The sequence below is a fragment of the Mangrovivirga halotolerans genome (assembly GCF_026241165.1).
In the GTDB taxonomy this organism is placed as follows: Bacteria; Bacteroidota; Bacteroidia; order Cytophagales; family Cyclobacteriaceae; genus Mangrovivirga; species Mangrovivirga halotolerans.
The window spans coordinates 150,724-169,258 of the sequence record NZ_JAPFQN010000010.1 but is presented as its reverse complement, the minus strand read 5'-3'; the positions used below and the strand labels follow the sequence as shown (position 1 = coordinate 169,258).

Annotated in this window: 24 protein-coding genes; 22 read left to right on the top strand and 2 right to left on the bottom strand. The window is 35.9% G+C overall.

What is annotated here, in order from left to right:
* The first annotated feature begins 27 nt into the window (after positions 1 to 27).
* From OO013_RS16965 to OO013_RS16920, 10 genes are all read left to right on the top strand, one after another.
* A complete protein-coding gene (locus OO013_RS16965) occupies positions 28 to 1,614 on the top strand; it encodes an acyl-CoA dehydrogenase family protein (protein WP_266058173.1) in 1,587 nt (528 codons plus the stop codon).
* Positions 1,615 to 1,849: 235 nt separating this feature from the next.
* On the top strand, positions 1,850 to 2,392 hold the full coding sequence (locus OO013_RS16960) for a hypothetical protein (protein WP_266058172.1): 543 nt from the start codon (positions 1,850 to 1,852) through the stop codon (positions 2,390 to 2,392).
* A 95-nt stretch (positions 2,393 to 2,487) separates the two neighbouring features.
* Complete coding sequence (locus OO013_RS16955; RefSeq protein ID WP_266058171.1) at positions 2,488 to 3,597, top strand: lipid II:glycine glycyltransferase FemX; 1,110 nt, start codon at positions 2,488 to 2,490, stop codon at positions 3,595 to 3,597.
* A gap of 90 nt (positions 3,598 to 3,687) precedes the next feature.
* Positions 3,688 to 4,281: a GNAT family N-acetyltransferase gene (locus OO013_RS16950; RefSeq protein ID WP_266058170.1), complete on the top strand. Its 594-nt coding sequence runs from the start codon at positions 3,688 to 3,690 to the stop codon at positions 4,279 to 4,281.
* Between the two features lie 52 nt (positions 4,282 to 4,333).
* A complete protein-coding gene (locus tag OO013_RS16945; protein ID WP_266058169.1) occupies positions 4,334 to 4,897 on the top strand; it encodes a GNAT family N-acetyltransferase in 564 nt (187 codons plus the stop codon).
* Positions 4,898 to 4,913: 16 nt separating this feature from the next.
* Complete coding sequence (locus tag OO013_RS16940) at positions 4,914 to 6,443, top strand: glycosyltransferase family 39 protein (RefSeq protein WP_266058168.1); 1,530 nt, start codon at positions 4,914 to 4,916, stop codon at positions 6,441 to 6,443.
* Positions 6,427 to 7,350 carry a WD40 repeat domain-containing protein gene (locus tag OO013_RS16935; RefSeq protein WP_266058167.1) on the top strand — a complete coding sequence of 308 codons (924 nt, stop codon included), beginning with the start codon at positions 6,427 to 6,429 and terminating at the stop codon, positions 7,348 to 7,350. The genes OO013_RS16940 and OO013_RS16935 overlap by 17 nt, the downstream gene beginning before the upstream one ends.
* 122 nt (positions 7,351 to 7,472) lie before the next feature.
* A complete protein-coding gene (locus OO013_RS16930) occupies positions 7,473 to 7,865 on the top strand; it encodes a nuclear transport factor 2 family protein (RefSeq protein WP_266058166.1) in 393 nt (130 codons plus the stop codon).
* A gap of 24 nt (positions 7,866 to 7,889) precedes the next feature.
* The gene (locus tag OO013_RS16925) at positions 7,890 to 8,222 is read left to right on the top strand and encodes a gamma-glutamylcyclotransferase family protein (RefSeq protein WP_266058164.1); all 333 of its coding nucleotides are present in this window, start codon (positions 7,890 to 7,892) and stop codon (positions 8,220 to 8,222) included.
* Positions 8,223 to 8,260: 38 nt separating this feature from the next.
* Positions 8,261 to 8,719 carry a hypothetical protein gene (locus OO013_RS16920; protein WP_266058163.1) on the top strand — a complete coding sequence of 153 codons (459 nt, stop codon included), beginning with the start codon at positions 8,261 to 8,263 and terminating at the stop codon, positions 8,717 to 8,719.
* A gap of 38 nt (positions 8,720 to 8,757) precedes the next feature.
* Here OO013_RS16920 and OO013_RS16915 read toward each other — a convergent pair whose 3' ends face one another.
* Together OO013_RS16915 and OO013_RS16910 are read right to left on the bottom strand one after the other, a co-directional pair.
* Complete coding sequence (locus tag OO013_RS16915) at positions 8,758 to 8,970, bottom strand: helix-turn-helix transcriptional regulator (RefSeq protein WP_266058162.1); 213 nt, start codon at positions 8,968 to 8,970, stop codon at positions 8,758 to 8,760.
* Entirely contained in the window at positions 8,960 to 9,439 is a 480-nt protein-coding gene (locus tag OO013_RS16910; RefSeq protein ID WP_266058161.1) for a hypothetical protein, read from the bottom strand. Before OO013_RS16910 ends, OO013_RS16915 begins: the two co-directional genes overlap by 11 nt.
* A 146-nt stretch (positions 9,440 to 9,585) precedes the next feature.
* Between OO013_RS16910 and OO013_RS16905 the strand changes: the two genes are divergently transcribed.
* The 12 genes from OO013_RS16905 (at position 9,586) to OO013_RS16850 (ending at position 18,501) form a co-directional block, all read left to right on the top strand.
* Positions 9,586 to 9,975: a VOC family protein gene (locus OO013_RS16905; protein ID WP_266058160.1), complete on the top strand. Its 390-nt coding sequence runs from the start codon at positions 9,586 to 9,588 to the stop codon at positions 9,973 to 9,975.
* A gap of 80 nt (positions 9,976 to 10,055) precedes the next feature.
* Positions 10,056 to 10,595 (top strand): DUF4269 domain-containing protein, encoded by a 540-nt coding sequence (locus OO013_RS16900; RefSeq protein ID WP_266058159.1) that lies wholly within the window; start codon positions 10,056 to 10,058, stop codon positions 10,593 to 10,595.
* A 74-nt stretch (positions 10,596 to 10,669) separates the two neighbouring features.
* On the top strand, positions 10,670 to 11,185 hold the full coding sequence (locus tag OO013_RS16895) for a GNAT family N-acetyltransferase (RefSeq protein ID WP_266058158.1): 516 nt from the start codon (positions 10,670 to 10,672) through the stop codon (positions 11,183 to 11,185).
* Positions 11,186 to 11,289: 104 nt separating this feature from the next.
* Positions 11,290 to 11,733 carry a GNAT family N-acetyltransferase gene (locus OO013_RS16890; protein ID WP_266058157.1) on the top strand — a complete coding sequence of 148 codons (444 nt, stop codon included), beginning with the start codon at positions 11,290 to 11,292 and terminating at the stop codon, positions 11,731 to 11,733.
* Positions 11,721 to 12,320 carry a Crp/Fnr family transcriptional regulator gene (locus tag OO013_RS16885; RefSeq protein WP_266058156.1) on the top strand — a complete coding sequence of 200 codons (600 nt, stop codon included), beginning with the start codon at positions 11,721 to 11,723 and terminating at the stop codon, positions 12,318 to 12,320. Before OO013_RS16890 ends, OO013_RS16885 begins: the two co-directional genes overlap by 13 nt.
* A 52-nt stretch (positions 12,321 to 12,372) precedes the next feature.
* Positions 12,373 to 13,155 (top strand): MBL fold metallo-hydrolase, encoded by a 783-nt coding sequence (locus tag OO013_RS16880; protein WP_266058155.1) that lies wholly within the window; start codon positions 12,373 to 12,375, stop codon positions 13,153 to 13,155.
* Between the two features lie 126 nt (positions 13,156 to 13,281).
* Positions 13,282 to 13,827 carry a DUF2975 domain-containing protein gene (locus OO013_RS16875; protein WP_266058154.1) on the top strand — a complete coding sequence of 182 codons (546 nt, stop codon included), beginning with the start codon at positions 13,282 to 13,284 and terminating at the stop codon, positions 13,825 to 13,827.
* A 1-nt stretch (position 13,828) separates the two neighbouring features.
* Positions 13,829 to 14,035 carry a helix-turn-helix domain-containing protein gene (locus OO013_RS16870; protein ID WP_266058152.1) on the top strand — a complete coding sequence of 69 codons (207 nt, stop codon included), beginning with the start codon at positions 13,829 to 13,831 and terminating at the stop codon, positions 14,033 to 14,035.
* Positions 14,036 to 14,173: 138 nt separating this feature from the next.
* Positions 14,174 to 15,148 carry an NAD(P)-dependent alcohol dehydrogenase gene (locus OO013_RS16865; protein WP_266058150.1) on the top strand — a complete coding sequence of 325 codons (975 nt, stop codon included), beginning with the start codon at positions 14,174 to 14,176 and terminating at the stop codon, positions 15,146 to 15,148.
* 81 nt (positions 15,149 to 15,229) lie between these two features.
* Entirely contained in the window at positions 15,230 to 15,625 is a 396-nt protein-coding gene (locus OO013_RS16860; protein WP_266058149.1) for a hypothetical protein, read from the top strand.
* Positions 15,626 to 15,687: 62 nt separating this feature from the next.
* The gene (locus tag OO013_RS16855; protein ID WP_266058148.1) at positions 15,688 to 16,155 is read left to right on the top strand and encodes a YybH family protein; all 468 of its coding nucleotides are present in this window, start codon (positions 15,688 to 15,690) and stop codon (positions 16,153 to 16,155) included.
* Positions 16,156 to 16,302: 147 nt separating this feature from the next.
* Positions 16,303 to 18,501 (top strand): helix-turn-helix domain-containing protein, encoded by a 2,199-nt coding sequence (locus OO013_RS16850; RefSeq protein ID WP_266058147.1) that lies wholly within the window; start codon positions 16,303 to 16,305, stop codon positions 18,499 to 18,501.
* The last annotated feature ends 34 nt before the right edge of the window (positions 18,502 to 18,535 follow it).

Here is an 18,535-nt window from a genome sequence, read left to right as displayed (position 1 = left end):
ACCTTATATTAATAGGTAAAAAAGGTCATGTCCCTACCCAATAGAAACAACCCATACAGTTTTGACGAATACCTCGCATGGCGAGACCAGGTTAATTACTATACCGATGATCATTTCTTACAGAAAGTCCTAAAGCACTATTCCGGGAAACACTGGGAAGAAGCAGATAAAGAAGCCAGAAAAATTTCTGATAAAGTCTCCTACCGATGGAGAGATCTTTCGGAGAGGATCAGCAAGCCTGAAAAAAGACCATTCTTAACGCATTTCGATGCATACCACAATCGGATCGATCGGATCGTCAGGCCGCATGAGGTGGAAGAAATGGAACGAGAAGTTTATGGGGAAAAACTTTTTTCAGATGATCAGTCAGATTGGGTAAGACTGATCAAAATGATGTTGATCTATGAAAATGGAGAATCCTGCATTGCCTGTCCGGTGACATGCACCGAGGGACTTGTCGAACTATTAAATAAATTTGCTGACTCACCCGAAACGAAAAGAATATTAAAACACTGCAAAGAAGGTATTGATGGAGAACTTGGGATCGGGGCGCAATACATTTCTGAAAAACAGGGCGGATCAGACATACCGGCCAATAAAGTTGAGGCAGTAAAAGAGAATGGTCAATGGAAACTATACGGCTCAAAATTCTTTTGTTCGGCTACCCATGCAGACTATGTGGTTGTTACAGCCAAACCCCGGGGTGAAGAAAAAGTAGCTCTATTTGTGATGCCCTCATGGCTACCCGGAGATAAAGAAAAAGAAAAAAGAAATGGCTTTAGAATCGACCGGTTAAAAGATAAGATGGGTACCCGTGAACTCACCACCTGCGAGATCACACTTGAAGGCGCCATTGCATACCCGGTAGGTCCAATGGAACGAGGTCTGGCCAATGTAGTGGAAATTGTGCTTACCTACTCAAGATTAACTGTGGGTCTTTCTTCTGCTGCCTATATGACGCGCGCCGTAAGAGAAGCTGTGAAATATAGTGAGTTTCGCGAAGCATTCGGTATATCGGTTAGTCATTTCCCTTTGGTGCGGGCACAGACTAAAAAACTGGAACATTTTACCAAAAGAACCACCGCCGGGGCATTTAAACTGTACAGCGAATTTCTGGATATAAAAGAAAAATCAAAGAACGGAAAAGCGCTATCTATTGATGATAAAAAGAGAAAGTTCAGGATCAGGGAATTAATCATGTTACAGAAGATCACCGGCACACAGGATTGCACCAATGTGATCCGGGAGGCCATGTCATTTTTAGGTGGGCATGGGGTTATGGAAGATTTCTCTGCACTTCCACGGCTATTCAGAGATTCGGTGATCAATGAGCTATGGGAAGGCCCAAGAAATGTCTTACTTACCCAGATATTCAATGATCTGAAAAGAGCCCAGGATTGGTACCCAGCTCAAGAATTTATCAATGACCTAATTGAAGACTCACCGGAGGATATAAAGAGACACTTTAGTGTAAATATGGAAAAATTCATGTCTGTGCCAACACTTGTATCACCCGATGAATCAATCGTTGAAGTAGCTGCTGACTGGGATAAATTCTGTGAAGATCTGTTTCATCAGTACCAGGATCTTGCCTTAAATGAAGTTAACAGCTGATTGAAACCTTCAAAACACCAAATTCCGGTAATCATACATCAGTACCTTCTGCTGATTTATAACTATATTGACTAATTATTGTAATTTTAAATGATCTTAAATAGCTTAATCAAATAAAAAAGATCTCGTTTTGACAAAACATGACATTTATTTGGAGTAAAAAATTTTAATATTTACTTTCGGCAGACCAACCATTCCAGATATTACATCATTTTTTAATCTAAACCAAAATGGGATGTTTAAGATAGATATTGAAAGCAGTAAGATTGAGGATTTACAATCGGTAACCACAACATTAGGACTCGAAGAGGTATTAAAAGCATCAGAAGATAAAATAATCATCCAGGAAAAAAAGCTATCGGCTTTCACCATAGTTTTAGGTTCGATTTTAATGGTCGCACCATGGATCTGGTTATTTAATAATACAGATCCTGAACTAAGCATGGTAGTACTCATTTCGCTATTTACAATAATAGACCTTTGGGTAATTTTAAATAATATCCTTTCCAATCGAAGTATTTCCATTGATCTCAATTATAAGGTCATTGTTATTGAAAGAAAAAGCCTGTTAGGTAGATTGATCAAACCAAAAACAGTCATTCCATTTTCAGAGTTTAGCACCATTAAAAAAGAAGCAAAAAGCTACGATGGTAACCGCCCTGTTTTCAGATTATATATGAATACTGAAAATCACAATTTCAGTATGCTCAATGTAACGGGTGATAATGAATCGGATACGGTCAAAGACCTTATGAAGGATATAATCAGAAACGTTTAAATAATAAAATTTCAAAATTCTATGCCATAAAGGTTTACCAGGTAAAAAATCTTTCCTTGTTTTGCGGATATTTTTGGTAAAAAGAACGCTTAACAATGAATTGCCAGGTAGTAAAAAAGGAATTAAACGATCTCAAACCAACAAATGTTCTTCCCCAAACCTCTTTTTGGGGAAAAATCAAAAACAACCAGGGCTTTATACCTGCTGGTTTTGAAATAACCGTTTCAAAAGACCTGATCAATTCACAGTCACAAAACACAAAGTTCACCAACGACGATCTCCTCATATTGATTAAATACCTGGATGCAAATTATTGTTTTGCATACGTTCCATATGGTCCGAAGATTGAGCCGGCATTTGAAAACCACGGAATTTTCCTTGAAGAACTATCTGAAATAATCAAAGGACAGCTACCTTCAAATTGCGTATTCATCCGCTATGACCTGATGTGGCAAAACCAATGGTCAAAAGAAGATGATTATTATGATGAAGACGGAAACTGGACCGGTCCTCCGTCGGAGTATATCCAGGAAATGAGGTTGAATTACAACACTCAAAACTATAAGCTGAGAAAAAGCCCAGGCGATAATCTGCCAATGAACACATTTTTTCTTGACCTAAAAAAAGATAATGAAGAACTTCTGAGAGGAATGCGTTATCACACACGGAACCGGATCAAAAAAGCCAGCAAAAAAGGGATCGAAGTCAATGAATACGGAGTGGAAAAGATTGACGATTGGTTCAAATTATATACTGAAACGGCCATAAGAAGCAACCTTCCAAAACAAACCCCAGACTATTTCGAACAAATCTGGAAAAACCAGGACAACAGCCAGCAAGGAGTAAAAGTCAAATTACTCATAGCTGAGCATGAAGGTAATCCTCTATCATCGATGTTTCTGGCCCTATCTAAAAATCGTGGCACCTATCTGTTTGGAGCATCAACTGCTATGCAAAATAAAATGCCTGCCAGCTATGCTTTACAATGGAAGGCCATCCAGGTGTCAAAAGAGCATGGCTGTTCAGAATACGACATGTTCGGATCAGCTCCAAACCTCGATCAAAATCACCCGTTAAGTGGTGTCCATCGATTTAAAAGAGGCTTTGGTGGCGAACTTTTCCATCGAATGGGTTGCTGGGATTATGTTTTTGATGAGTATACTTATCAAAATGTTCGCATTGTTGAAAGCAGTTCTAAAAATTAAATACCCATTTTAATGAAATAACCTTCTTGTTGTGTTTTTTGGATGAATGCCAGTTATATTTAGCGTCAATTATAAACTTGAACACTAATTATGGAACCCTGGCTAAAGCCTGTCACTCTGGAAGGAAATCTCGTTAAACTAATCCCACTAACGAAGGATCATGCTGAAGATCTGGTCAGTGCTTCAACAGATGGTGAACTCTGGAATTTAAAATACGCCACCATTCCATCAGAAGAAACTGTCGATAACTATATAAGCAAAGCTCTTGATGAAAAAGATGCAGGTCTTGCTTTGCCATTCGCTATAGTTGAGAAAAAAAACAATCGGATAATCGGCTCAACCCGTCTGTATGAAGCTCAACCACATAACCGAAGGATATCACTGGGATACACATGGTATTCAGTCAGCTTTCAACGAACCGGTGTCAATACTGAATGCAAATATCTGATCTTAAAGCATGCCTTTGAAAAATTAGATGCCATTGCAGTTCAGTTTAAAACAGACTGGTTTAATTTCAGGTCCCGGGAAGCAATCTTACGATTAGGAGCAAAACAAGATGGCGTATTACGCAACGACCGGATCAATCCGGATGGCAGTTACCGGGATACGGTTGTCTTTTCTATAATTGAATCAGAATGGCCAGCAGTAAAGCGGAACCTTGATTTTAAATTAACGGCTTATTAGACCCATTTTTTTATCAAAATCCATAAATTGACAAGGAGAAAAGTTCAATCAAATGACTGCCAAAAATAAATTTCCAGTATTAAAAACAGACAGATTAATATTGAGCAAACCGCTGGTGTCGGATGTCCCGGATATTGTCAGGCAGGCCAATAACAAAAAAATTGAAGCATTCACTCTAAATATCCCACATCCATATTCCGAAGATGATGCTGTTTCATGGTTAAACATGATCAATCAAGGCTGGAATGAGGGAAGCCAGGTAACATTCAAGGTATCTACTAAAACTGATAAGGAATTTATCGGTGCTATCGGACTAAAAATTAACAAGCGATTCAATCATGCTGAATTGGGTTATTGGCTGGGAGAAGATTTTTGGGGTGCCGGATTCATCACCGAAGCGATTGGAGCCATCCTTAATTATGGTTTTAACCAGTTGAATCTTCATAAGATCCACGCCCATTATATGGAAGGGAACCCTGCATCGGGCAAAGTCATGGAAAAGAACGGTATGATTCGGGAAGCAGAGCTAAAAGATCACGTCAAAAAAGACGGAAAATATTTATCAATCATTCAATACCGACTTACACAGGAGGAATATAAAAGCATCATCAAATAACTACCGGATCAGAACTATGAAAAAAAAGCTATCCCTATTATTCTTTATTATACTCAAATTCATCATTCAATATTTCGCTATTCATCCGGTATATGAGTTACACCGGGATGAATTTCTTCATTTAGATCAGGGGTTACATCTGGACTGGGGTTATTTGTCCCTCCCACCCGTCACCTCGTGGATTTCAGCCATTATCTTTCTTCTCGGTAATGGTGAATTCTGGGTCAAGTTTTTTCCTGCCCTCTTTGGAGCTCTGACACTCTATGTTACCTGGAAGATTATCGAATCGTTGGGAGGAAATCTGTTTGCATGTGTTTTAGGAGCGCTTGCGATAATATTTTCAGTATTTGCACGAATTAACACTCTTTTTCAGCCTAATTCATTAGACTTTCTGTTGTGGACCACTTCCTATTACTTTATTATCAAATACATACTTAGTAAGGAAAATAAATGGCTGTACTTCCTGGCGTTGTCGCTTGGTTTTGGCTTTCTCAATAAGTACAATATTGTTTTTCTGTTGCTCGGACTTATTCCTGCGTTTATCATTACACCTCAAAGAAAAATATTCACTAATAAACATCTCTATTTTGCAATAACCCTGGCATTGCTGATCATCAGTCCAAATTTGATCTGGCAATATACACATTCATTCCCGGTATTATATCACCTGGATCAGCTTTCACGGATACAACTGGTAAATGTAAGTACCGGTGATTTTATTATGACTCAGTTTCTGTTCTTTTTTAGTGCTTTGTTTATCATCATCGCCGGATTAACAGCATTGATCATTTTCCCGTTATTCTCGAAGCTACGGGTAATCTTATGGTCATTTATCTTCACCATGGGATTATTTATCTTTTTCAATGCAAAAAGTTATTACTCCATCGGATTATATCCCGTTTTGATTGCAGTTGGTAGTGTTTACCTTGAAAAGATCACATTAACCAAGTGGAAGTTCTATCTAAGACCCGCAATGGTTATTGTAGTAGTGGTTTTGGCACTTCCTGTGTTGAATTATGCCCTGCCGATTTACAGTCCGGAAGCGATCATCAAAAACTCAGAAAAGTATAAAGAACTGGGGTTATTACGATGGGAAGACGGTGAAAACCATCACATACCCCAGGATTTTGCCGATATGCTTGGCTGGAAGGAAATGGCAAATAAAACTCAAGTAGCCTATAATGAAATCAATGATCCGGAACATACTTTAATCCTTTGCGACAATTATGGCCAGGCCGGGGCAATCAATTATTATGCTAAAGACACAAGATCACAGGCAGTAACATTCCACGCTGACTACGTGTATTGGTTTCCTTTGGAAAATGAGATCAGGCACGTAATACTAGTAAAAACAGAGGGGGATGAAGACCCTGAAAGAAAACGGGAAAGAGAGTTTTTTGATGAAGTTTATTTATCGGGCGAATTAAAAAATGAAATGGCCCGGGAATATGAGACGAAGATCTGGGTACTGAAAAACGCATCCGTTGATGTAAATGAAATTTTAAAAGAAGAGATAAAAGAGGAAATAGATGAACGTAAACAATAAGATAATCATTCTCCTTCTAATATTTCTTTGTTCTTATAGCTCAAAGGGTCAGCAAAAGAATTTTGAAAGCCTCAATAGTACCATATTAACATTAGCCGTTTCTCCTGATGGAAAATATATCCTAACAGGAGATGATGATGCGAAAGCTATCCTGTGGGATTCAACCGGAAATAAGATCCTCACGATAAGCGATCATCTTAGAAGTGTCAACGACGTAACTTTTTCTCCTGATGGAAGCAGATTTATTACCGCCGGAAGTGATCAAACCTATATAATCTGGAGTATTAATGGAGAAAAGATCAAAGCAGTTGAAGCAGATAAAATATATGTGAAAACCGTGGAGTATTCTCATGATGGAAAGTATATATTAAGTGGTGGTGGCGATAACATAGCTAAACTCTGGTCCTCTGAAGGAGATTTGATCCGAACTTATGAGGGACATACCTGCACAATTTACCAGGGATCATTTTCGAGTGATGACAGCATGATTCTATTGGGAAGTTACGATAATAAAGCCTCATTATGGGAAATACATGGAGAAAAAATACGGGATTTCGATTATCACACCAGTGGAGTAAGTGCTGCAATTTTTTCTCCGGATAATAAAATGATCCTTACCGCAAGTTTTGACAAAACAGCTGTAATATGGAATTTGAACGGAGAGAAATTAATTTTGATCAAAGGACATACGGATGAAATCAGTCAGGCTGAGTTTTCTCCTGATGGTCGGATGATATTAACATCTGCGGAAGACGGAACTTCAAAACTCTGGAATTTGAAGGGGGAACTTATAAAATCCTATGGTGAAGAAATTGGGATGGATTATAAATGTGGCACTTTTAATGTCAAGAATTCTCAAATAATAGTCACAGATCAGGACAATTCAATAAATATTATTAAAATCTGAATTGCAAATCCCGCAATTGGTCAAAACTTTTATTCCTTAAATGGGTTTAAAGGTCTAAATTAGAGGTTGTTAAGCTTTAAACGCATAACAAGATCCCATTAACAACCAAAACCAATTTTAAAATGCTTACCGAGAAAGATAAAATCCGGATTATCGAAGAATATATTGCCGGCTACAACGAATACAATATTGATAAAATGCTTAAGTCAGTAAGCAAGGATGTTCATTTTATGAATATCACCCACGATTTCATCACGCTGAATATCCATGGAAAAAATGATTTCAGAACTATTGCTGAAAAATCAAAAGAGATGTTCAAATCCAGAAAACAAGAAATTGACGATGTTTGCTTTAAAGAAGACACAGTTGAAGTAGATGTGAATTATTCAGCAATAATCAATTTAGGCATGCGAAATCAGCTTTCTGCCGATGAGAAATTAATCATTAGAGGGAAATCATTATTTAAATTCAACGATAACCAAATTGTAGAAATACAAGATATTTTCTATCCATAGACTAATAGATAAATATTACATAGTATGAATAAAGTTTTTGCCTACGGAACGCTCAGAGATGACTCGATCCAGAAAAAGCTTTTTTCCAGGCTTTTAAAAGGTATCAAGGATAGTCTGTGTGGTTTTAGGCAATACAATATACAATGGATTGAAAACATTGATGGTAAAAATATTTATTCTACCTATCCTGCTATTTCTAAATCCGGTAATGATCAGGATTTAATAGATGGTTATCTGTATGAACTGACAGATGACGAATTATTGATCACTGATGAATACGAAGGCGATGAATACCAACGGATAATTATCACGACGAATAGTGGCACCGAGGCCTTTGTTTATATTGAAAAAGGTTAACTTTACAGTGCTCAAAAAAAAAGAAAGAAGAATTGTCGATGATAAGTTCAGCCTCAATCGCAAAAAAAGGATGTTCAATTTTTAGTATTCTTTTCCTGATCACTATTTTATCCTGCAAGGATGCAGAGATGAAATTACCGAATAATATCTGCGACCAGGAAATAATTATGAGTGACGATTTGTTTGAAAATGCTCCCTCAGATCCTTTAACCATTGAATCAACCTCATTGTATGGAAATTGCCTGACCATCACATTCTCAGCGGGAGGATGTGATGGCTCTACATGGCAATTCGACCTGATAGGACAGCAAAAGACAATTCCTGAAGGTCTTCCCAGGCATTTCATGCGGCTTTCTTTAAAAGACAATGAGCTTTGTGAGGCATTAATCAGAAAACAAGTTTCTTTTGATCTTAATCCGGCTTTGGGAAATTCCAATCGGGTAACCCTAACCCTCACAAATAATAATGAAGAAATTATTTATAATGCAGGCTTTTAATTGAAAGAATTGATGGATTGATCATCAAACAATATAGATCAATCTTTCTGCCAATCGCCCTCTTCAAGTTCAAAAATATCATTGACCTCAGTTTCAAATATATTAGAAAGTTTCAAAGCCAATACAGTTGAAGGAACATATTTCCCCAATTCCATTGCATTTATCGTTTGCCTGCTTACCCCTGCAAGTTTAGCCAATTCAGCCTGAGTAATATTTTTCTTGGCCCGTTCAACTTTAATACTATTTTTCATGGTTCAGGGATTTTTTCAATTTCATCAATTTCCAATTGAAACGAATGATAAAAAAGATCAAAATAGTAAACATGTTAAATATCATCACCCACAAGAAAGTAAAGTCATAAACAAACAAAATAGCAATTATGAGAACAGCATAATTTACATATGTTGCCCAAACAAGAGAATTAAGACGAATATTTGAAATATATTCATCCTCATTATTTTCTTTTGAAAAAGCAACAAATAAACCACTCACGATAATTAAAACTCCGAATATTTCATTTAAAAAATTGCTTTTAATAATTCCGATTAACCTTTCTTGTGAATCACTAAAGCTATCAATAAAAATCGCTGGCAAATATAAATCCAGCCAATCCGGTTCAAAATCCAGAGCAACAACTAGAAAACCAAGAATACAGGAGGGTATAAAAACAAACCATCCTATTCTTTTAAATCGATGAGGTAATAAATAAGATATATTCATGATTGTAACATTTAATTTTAATCAAAAGTAAAATATATCATTCATAATGTCAAATATTTTTTACATTTAGTATGAAATTTATTACTACATAAATTCAAACATTTATTACTATCTTGTGTCTATGCTGTCAAGAAAACCTTATTAAAATGGAAAAAAAAGCAATATTAGGTCTTAGAACAACTATATATAAAGTACCTGACCTTGAAAAAGGCAAGAAATGGTATAGTAAGGCATTTGCAACAGAGCCTTATTTTGATGAGCCGTTTTATGTAGGTTTTAACATAGGAGGATATGAGCTTGGTCTTCTTCCTGAAGAGAAAGAAAAACCAGAATATTCTGAAAATGTTCTCGCCTATTGGGGAGTAGTAGATATTCAAGCTGAATATGATCACATGTTAAAATCCGGAGCTTCAGAACATGAAAAACCTACCAATGTGGGTGGGGAATTAATGGTTGCTTCAGTGAGAGATCCTTGGGGAAATGTAATTGGATTGATCTTTAATCCTGACTTCAAACCTGAAAAACAAAACAACTAACAAACTGAATTACAGATTTTTATCACTAAAATTTTAAGAGATTTACAATGAACAAATAAATTTTATTTATATATTCGGAAATGATTGACTTCACCAACCTCGAATATCTTAAAGAGGGAACACCCCGACAAAAGGATGCTTATTCGATATTAAATGAATTAAATATATTCGAAAACCTTGAGCCCTACTCTCCTATTCTTGCTGGCACTATTCCTATTAACATCGATCTGCCTGATAGTGACCTGGACATTATCTGTTATGTATCAGAACTGAATATATTTTATCAACTAATAATTTATAGATATGGACAAAATGATCAGTTTAACATCAGATCAAAAATCATTGATAATATTGAAACAGTCATAGCCAACTTCAATTATAAAGATTTTTCAATTGAAATATTTGGCCAGAACATCCCTACTACTCAACAAAATGCATACAAACACATGATGGCTGAATATATGATCCTTAATGAAAAAGGGGAAGAATTCAGACAACAAGTACTCTATCTTAAATCAACAGGATACAAAACAGAGCCCGCTTTTGCCAAACTTCTGGATCTGGAAGGAGATCCGTATTTATCACTTCTACAAATACACGACAGCCAGATTGATATTTGATTCTTTACTAAATTTGTACAGCTAATTGTATTTTCATAATTAATTGAAAATTTATCTGACATTTTTGAAATCAAATGATCAAGACTGAACATTATATTCTGAATAATATAACCGCAGAAGATATCCATCATATCTATACAGGCCTTTCAGATCCCAGGGTTATAAAGTATTATGGTGTTAATTATAATTCATTGACAGAAACCCGGGAACAAATGAAATGGTACGAAGACCTCGAGGCAAATGGTACCGGAAAATGGTGGGCAATCAGAAATATAAACTCAAAAGAATTCCACGGTGCGGTTGGATTCAACAACCATGAAAAAGAACATCGAAAAGCTGAAATAGGCTTCTGGCTATTACCTCAATTCTGGAACAATGGAATAATGTCTGAGGTCATGCCTTTTGCTTTAAATTATGCACAAAATGAAATGAATATCCATCGTATAGAAGCTTATGTCGAAGAAGGCAATGAATCAAGCGAGAGCTTATTAAAAAGATTAAATTTCAAAAAAGAAGGAACACTTTATCATTCTGAAATTAAAAACAGTAAATTTATTAATGTACATATTTATGCAATTATTTTAGAATGATTTATTAGTAATATCTACAAATATCATATTTAAAGTAAAAATTCATTGATATCAAATAAAACACTGATTATCAACTGTTTAAAATTAAACAACTAATTAAATTAATGAAGATACGACCAGCAGATATAAATGATTTGAAACCTTTGAGCATCTTGTTTGATTCCTACAGGGTTTTCTATAAAAAGACAAGTAATTTAGCTGATGCAGAACATTTCCTTAAGGAGAGATTAAACAATAAGGATTCAAAGATCTATGTTGCTGAAGCACTTTCAAATAATCTAGTTGGGTTTGTACAATTGTATCCGCTGTTTTCTTCAACTAATATGAAAAGATTATGGTTGTTAAATGATCTATTTGTATCACCAAAATACAGAGGTCAGGGGATATCTATTTCACTGATCGATCGTGCTAAGCAACTAGCTGAAGATACTGAGTCAGCAGGAATAATGCTGGAGACGGAAAAGTCAAATCTTATCGGAAACAAACTATATCCTAAAGCAGACTTTAAACTAGATACTGAACACAATTACTATTCATGGGAGCCATAATCGAAAATGCCATCCAACCTCATAAACTTTTAAGAGATTTTTTTGGTACAGAACATCCTGAAAACCGCGAAGGCCTGGAAGACTTTATAAGTTCTTTTAAGGTTACCCATTTTAAGAAAGGTGATATTATTCTTAAAGAAGGGCAAAGCGATAAAACCTTAAGATTTCTCACTTCTGGAAGCATCAGAGATTATTACCAAACAGAAATAAAAGATTCCAATATATTTTTCTATACAACTCCGCAGTTTTGTACTGACCTGAATTCTTTTCAAAACAATATCCCTAGCAAGAAAAACCAGGAATGCCTCACATCTGTCACCTTACTATCAATAAGCAAAACCACATTTTCGGAATTCATTTCAAAATATAATTGCGGCAAATCATTTTTAGCCAGGCAATTTGAAAAAATACTGGCTTATAAAGAAAAAGCAGAATACAACCGAATCACGAAAGACCCCGAACAACTCTATGAACAATTGCTTGTGAACAAGAAAGAGTGGTTGAATAAAATTCCACAATACCATATCGCATCCTATTTAGGAGTTACACCGGAAACCCTCAGCAGGATCAGAAAAAGAATTTCTTGATTTGAATCAATGAAAATATATGTGATGGATTATTAATTGCAAACAAAAAATCATGAAGGTCCATCACATTAGAAATGCAACAATGATAATTGAATTTGATGACAATTATCTTCTCATAGATCCCATGCTTGGCCCGAAAGGCAGTCTACCACCTTTTACTCTATTCAGAAGTAAACCCAGAAAAAACCCGACGGTAGAATTACCCGATAATGCCTGGGAAATAATCAATAAAACAACCCATTGTCTCATCACCCATCTCCACCCGGATCACCTTGATCAAAGTGGTGAAAAATTTCTTAAAAGGAAAAATATTCCTGTTATCTGCAATACAAAAGACGAAAAAAGTCTGATAAAGAAATCTCTCAGAATCATCAAATCATTAAAGTACAATGAAAAATACTCTTTTTTAGATGGTATAATAAAAGGAATTCATGCGACTCACGGATACGGTTTTATTGCCAAGCCCATGGGGCCGGTAATGGGCTTCTATATGAATTTTCCGAATGAGCCTTCGGTTTATCTGACTTCAGACACTATCTATTCAAAGGAAGCAAAGCAAGTCTTACTAGATCATAAACCAGACATAAGTGTAATCGCTGCAGGAACTGCTCAATTTGACTTGTTCAAACCCTTATTAATGAAAACTGAGGACATCATAAGCTTTACAAGTGATAGCCCCGGTCAGGTAATAGCCAATCACCTTGAAGCGGTAAATCATTGTCCGACTACTCGTAAAAAATTAAAAGAGAAATTAAAACAAGAGAAATTGGAAATTAAGACCTGGATACCTGAAGATGGAGAAAGCAGAGTTTATCAACTTAAACCGGCAATTTAATTACTTGAGAGGAGGTTAGTAGATTCTTTAAAATTAGGTTTATTCTTTTAAATATTATTTTTCAGTAAAATATTATTGTTTTTCAATAATTTATTATTGATATTTGAGAAACAATAAACAACAATCATGGAAAATAACATTTTAAAAATAGCCCTATTCACTGCACGGCTAATACGCATTATATTTATAATCGGACTGGTGGTGGTCACTGGAATGATGATCATATATACCATTGATAGTTCAATATTCGAATTTGAAAACTTTCGCATGGTTGAAGAATCATTCACCAACCGATCACCGGGAGCGTTTGAGGAAAAGGGAGTCCCCATATCTAATATCCCTTCCCTGTACATTTATCTTTGGTCAGTTAAATATCTTATTTATTATATAGTTCTTTTCTTTATAGTTACGATAGCAATAAAAATAATTAAATCCATTAAAAGCCTTTCAACCTTCAGATCAGAAAACGTCCAGTCTTTCAGAAAAATCGGTCTTTTATTTATCCTAATGATGGCCCTGGCTTCAATTTCAATCTATGCTTCGAATGGAGAAGTTTCCCTGAAGCTTGATCTTGAACTAAATTATCTGATTTGGGCATTAATATCATTTGTTATGGCAGAAGTATTTTCAGAGGGAAATAAGTTAATGGAAGAAAATAAATTAACTATTTGATATGGCCATTGTAATTAATCTTGATGTGATAATGGCCAAAAGAAAGATCCGTTCAAAAGATCTGGCCAATGAATTAGGTATCACTGAAGCAAATTTATCTATTCTTAAAACCGGTAAAGCAAAAGCAATCAGGTTTTCGACACTTGAATCGCTTTGTGAAATTCTCGAATGTCAACCTGGAGATATATTAGAATACCGTAATAAATAAGAATCAGGAACGGTTATTTATGGTTTAATTAGCTCCATTACTGATCCTTTGACTTGCAGACTATGCCGTTTATGTAAATTCCTTATGTAAATTCAATTCTATTCTTATATTTATATAAGGAAGAAAGCTAATTTAAATATGAAGGCAGCGGTACTAACGGCATACGGATCTGCAAACAATATTAAAATAAAAGAAGTTCCGGATCCAATTCCGGAAAACAACGAACTATTGATAAAAATTCATACTTGTACAGTATCTGCAGCAGACTGTGAAGTTCGTAGATTTGATATTCAACCTTTATTCTGGTTGCCATTACGACTCATGACAGGATTATTTAAACCCAGGAAGAATAAAATTCTCGGACAGGAATTTGCTGGTGAGGTAATTGCGGTCGGTGCAGGAGTACGGCACTTCAGAATTGGTGACTTGGTTTTTGGTTCAGGAGGTATTCAAATGGGTTGTCAGGCAGAATATAAGTGTAAAAATGAAATCACTGGCATCATCCACAAGCCACCCGGAATTACTTTTGAAGAGGCCGTCACAATTCCATTAGGTGGGTTAAATGCCTTGCATTACCTTCGTAAAGCAAACATAACCTCTAATGACCGGGTTTTGATCATTGGAGCTGGTGGAAGCATAGGAACGTATGCTGTTCAATTAGCCAGCAAGACCGGGGCACATATCACTGTTGTCGAAAGTGGTGAAAAACTTGAAATGCTAAAGGCAATCGGTGCTAATAAAGTAATAGATTATAAAAAAGAAGATTTCTGGCTTTCTAAAACTAAATACGATGTAATATTTGATGTTTCAGTTAAAACCGGATATTCAAAATGCATAAGTGCTTTAGCCACAAACGGGCGATATATACCTGCTGATTATTCTCTTTCGTTACTATTGAGAGGGTTTATGACAACACTATTCACATCGAATAAAGTGATTATTACCCTTGCAGGAGACAAAAATGAAGACCTTTTGGAAGTAGCAAAATTGATAGAAAATAAAAACATTAAGCCCGTAATCGGAAAAACATTTTCCCTGGAAGAAATCCCCGAGGCAAACAGGCAAATTGAGAAGGGACTTAAACAGGGAAGTTTTGTTGTCAGGGTTTCCTGATAAAACCAAATACTTTCGAAAGAACTATTAAAGGGAAAACGGAACAGTTTTTGTGGTATTTAGCAATAAAATAACTTTACCATGAAATACTATTATCCAATACTGATTATATTTCTTTTTATCTCATGTAACGATGATGATGACACGATTAATCGTGGTGAGAGAGTTGTAATACCAATTGTAGAAATGACAGTCCCCGAATCTGCTAAGGCCTATACTGAGATTTCAATTAATATAAAAGCTGTCGCTCCTAATGGTTGCCATAGTGACCTGGTAATTGAAGCTGATCTTGTAGAAGAAAACAGCATACTATTTACAGCCACAGCATTTAAAACTGCTTCAGAGGTGTGTCCTGATGTACTTGTACCAAAAGATTCAACATTTAAATTTACTGTAGGAGCTAATTCTGAATTCGGCTTCCAGGCTAATGAAGAACCCTTTGACATATTAAGAGACACTACATATATTGTTGAATAATAAAGAAAAGGGATATAAGAGAATATTCATTAAATTATAGACTTACCAAAGCCTTTAATATAATGAGGTGTGTTTTCCTGATTTTAATTTCCTTTTTTATAATCATTTCCTGTAAACAGAAAGAGCAAGAAAAGGTTGATGAAAAAATCATCGAAGATCGGTTAAATAGCCTCAACAGAACTGCTAACAAACAAGATCTTGATGGTTTTATGGATCATTTTGTTAAAAGTGATTCAACATTATTTATTTTCAATGCTGATCCTGCTTTTGGTTGGGAAAATATCAAAATCAGACAAGAAGAATGGTGGAATAACGTTGACACAGCTCACTACAGAATCTATAACCAGATCATTATCCCTCTATCGGATTCAGCGTTTACAGCTACTAATATTGCCACTTCCTGGGTAGTTACCCGGAATGGAGAAGAGAAAATGGGCAGGTTCATTATATCAATGACCTGGATAAAAACCATAGATGGGTGGAAAATCATTGAAGCCCATGAATCTACTTCCGGTTTAAATCTAAAATAATCGAAATCAAACGTTTACTTCCGTTTACAAACGGGTATTGCTTGTTATCCTCAAAATAAAAGTTCAGTTTTCCGTCATAATTCCTCTCATTCATTTGAGATACACAGATGTTTTTTCAACTTTATACCCTGAATTAAAATGGAATTAATGGAATTACAGACCAACAGTATTACAGAATTAGCCAACCGGTATATAAATAATACTAACCGGCATATTTTTCTTACAGGAAAAGCAGGTACTGGTAAAACTACTTTTCTGCGTCAGTTGGTCCAGAGTACAGCAAAAAAAACAGCAGTAGCTGCTCCTACCGGCATTGCAGCTATTAACGCCGGAGGAGTAACACTCCATTCATTATTACAATTACCATTTGGGGTATTTATTCCCGACCAGAATTATTCTTCAGCTGAATTCATCAATACACCACGTACTGTTTTATCAGGATTCAGACTGAACAAATCAAAACGAAAACTTCTCCAGGAACTTGAGTTATTAATCATTGATGAGGTGAGTATGCTTCGTGCAGACCTTCTTGACTGCATCGATACAGTACTCAGACATGCCAGGAGAAAGAAGAATATTCCTTTTGGTGGACTTCAGATTTTATTTATAGGAGATCTTTTACAGCTTCCGCCTGTTGTCAAGGACCATGAGCAGGCGCACCTTAACAACTATTATCAAAACAGCTATTTCTTTTCGGCCCATGCCTTGAAAGAATATCCACCTGTATACCTGGAACTAAATAAAATTTACCGTCAGGAAGATAATAAATTCGTCAGCCTGTTAAACAGGTTTAGAAATAATGAAGTCACCAAAGATGATATCGATTACCTGAACAAGAATCATTATGAAAATATCGATCATGAATCTCTTTCAGATGATCACGTTCGGGTCACTACTCATAATCAAAAAGCTGATACAATCAATCTGAATGCATTAAATAAGCTTACTACCAAACCCAGAACATTCAATGCTGATATCTCAGGAGACTTCCCTGAGAGTATGTTTCCAGTGAATCCTGAATTGCAATTAAAAGAAGGTGCTCAGGTGATGTTCACTAAGAATGATGGGGAAGACAGAAGGTATTTCAATGGGAAAATCGGAACAGTAACTGAAATAAATGACGACCTGATTGAAATTACTTGTCCGGATGATGAACTTCCGATTTCTGTAAGTCCGTATGAATGGCATAACATCAGATACAAATTAAACAAGGAAACAAACGAAGTAGACGAAAAGATAATCGGTACTTTCAGGCAATTCCCTTTAAAATTAGCCTGGGCAATAACTGTTCATAAAAGCCAGGGATTAACCTTCGACAAGGCAATCCTTGATCTGTCAGATGCGTTTGCCCCTGGACAGGTTTATGTGGCCTTATCCAGATTACGATCATTAGAAGGGCTTGTTCTCTCCTCTCCTGTTTCTGATCGAATGATCAGTAATGATGAAGCATTAACATCTTATAGTGCTAATAAACCTGAATTAGAAATTCTTGAAGAGCAACTAAAAAAGGACTTTAAAGAATATCTGAGGATTCATACTTCAGATGCCTTTGATTTCTCAAAAATGATGTTCGCACTAAAAGACCATCTGACAAGCTTTGAAAAACTTGAAAGTGGTTCTAAAAAATTACCACACCGGCAATGGACCAGTGAATTATTTGCTGAAGCTCAACAGCTGAGCCTGACAGCAGATAAATTCATCAGGCAAGTGAGATTGATCACGGCTGAAGAAGGTGATGTATTACCAGCGCTTCAAGACCGGGTTACTAAGGCAAAAGAATACTTCGAACCCTTATTGAAAGCTATTCAGGATAAAATCGGAAAACAAATAGATTCGTTAAAACTACATACCGGGGTAAAAACATATACCAATGAACTGATTGAGCTTGAAGCCACCGTTTTTGCTCAGATCAAAGATCTCGACAAAGCTCTGCAGTTTATCAAGGAAACGGGAAAAGGAAACCTTCTCACCAGAGACAAACTAAATACTGAAGCTCAAATTCAATCCCGAAGAGCTACTCTTAATAAAATCAAAAGCAAGGTTAAGAAGAAGTCAACTCGTGAAATTTCTTTCGAGCTTTATAAGGATGGTCTAACAGTTGAAGAAATAGCTGAAGAAAGAAACCTTTCTCCCACTACGATATCAGGCCATATGTGTTATTATGTGGCTCAGGGAGAAATCAATGCTGAAGAATTTATACCCAAAGAAAAGATTGATAATATCCTTAAGGTTGTGGAAACAATACAGAGTTTAAAACTGAATGACATCAAGGAAAAACTCGGCGAGGAATATGACTATGGTGACATTAAGCTGGCTCTTGCATTTAAGGAAAGTCAGGAGATTTAGTCATCTATTTTGTCACGGGACATGAAGTATTTAC

Coding starts and splice junctions, on each gene's coding strand:
- OO013_RS16910 (WP_266058161.1), bottom strand. CDS start 9,439: ATGAATATATCTTATTTATTACCTCATCGATTTAAAAGAATAGGATGG.
- OO013_RS16905 (WP_266058160.1), top strand. CDS start 9,586: ATGGAAAAAAAAGCAATATTAGGTCTTAGAACAACTATATATAAAGTA.
- OO013_RS16950 (WP_266058170.1), top strand. CDS start 3,688: ATGGAACCCTGGCTAAAGCCTGTCACTCTGGAAGGAAATCTCGTTAAA.
- OO013_RS16915 (WP_266058162.1), bottom strand. CDS start 8,970: ATGAAAAATAGTATTAAAGTTGAACGGGCCAAGAAAAATATTACTCAG.
- OO013_RS16855 (WP_266058148.1), top strand. CDS start 15,688: ATGAGGTGTGTTTTCCTGATTTTAATTTCCTTTTTTATAATCATTTCC.
- OO013_RS16880 (WP_266058155.1), top strand. CDS start 12,373: ATGAAGGTCCATCACATTAGAAATGCAACAATGATAATTGAATTTGAT.
- OO013_RS16955 (WP_266058171.1), top strand. CDS start 2,488: ATGAATTGCCAGGTAGTAAAAAAGGAATTAAACGATCTCAAACCAACA.
- OO013_RS16960 (WP_266058172.1), top strand. CDS start 1,850: ATGTTTAAGATAGATATTGAAAGCAGTAAGATTGAGGATTTACAATCG.
- OO013_RS16935 (WP_266058167.1), top strand. CDS start 6,427: ATGAACGTAAACAATAAGATAATCATTCTCCTTCTAATATTTCTTTGT.
- OO013_RS16920 (WP_266058163.1), top strand. CDS start 8,261: ATGATAAGTTCAGCCTCAATCGCAAAAAAAGGATGTTCAATTTTTAGT.
- OO013_RS16940 (WP_266058168.1), top strand. CDS start 4,914: ATGAAAAAAAAGCTATCCCTATTATTCTTTATTATACTCAAATTCATC.
- OO013_RS16900 (WP_266058159.1), top strand. CDS start 10,056: ATGATTGACTTCACCAACCTCGAATATCTTAAAGAGGGAACACCCCGA.
- OO013_RS16860 (WP_266058149.1), top strand. CDS start 15,230: ATGAAATACTATTATCCAATACTGATTATATTTCTTTTTATCTCATGT.
- OO013_RS16870 (WP_266058152.1), top strand. CDS start 13,829: ATGGCCATTGTAATTAATCTTGATGTGATAATGGCCAAAAGAAAGATC.
- OO013_RS16925 (WP_266058164.1), top strand. CDS start 7,890: ATGAATAAAGTTTTTGCCTACGGAACGCTCAGAGATGACTCGATCCAG.
- OO013_RS16885 (WP_266058156.1), top strand. CDS start 11,721: ATGGGAGCCATAATCGAAAATGCCATCCAACCTCATAAACTTTTAAGA.
- OO013_RS16850 (WP_266058147.1), top strand. CDS start 16,303: ATGGAATTACAGACCAACAGTATTACAGAATTAGCCAACCGGTATATA.
- OO013_RS16890 (WP_266058157.1), top strand. CDS start 11,290: ATGAAGATACGACCAGCAGATATAAATGATTTGAAACCTTTGAGCATC.
- OO013_RS16895 (WP_266058158.1), top strand. CDS start 10,670: ATGATCAAGACTGAACATTATATTCTGAATAATATAACCGCAGAAGAT.
- OO013_RS16875 (WP_266058154.1), top strand. CDS start 13,282: ATGGAAAATAACATTTTAAAAATAGCCCTATTCACTGCACGGCTAATA.
- OO013_RS16865 (WP_266058150.1), top strand. CDS start 14,174: ATGAAGGCAGCGGTACTAACGGCATACGGATCTGCAAACAATATTAAA.
- OO013_RS16965 (WP_266058173.1), top strand. CDS start 28: ATGTCCCTACCCAATAGAAACAACCCATACAGTTTTGACGAATACCTC.
- OO013_RS16945 (WP_266058169.1), top strand. CDS start 4,334: ATGACTGCCAAAAATAAATTTCCAGTATTAAAAACAGACAGATTAATA.
- OO013_RS16930 (WP_266058166.1), top strand. CDS start 7,473: ATGCTTACCGAGAAAGATAAAATCCGGATTATCGAAGAATATATTGCC.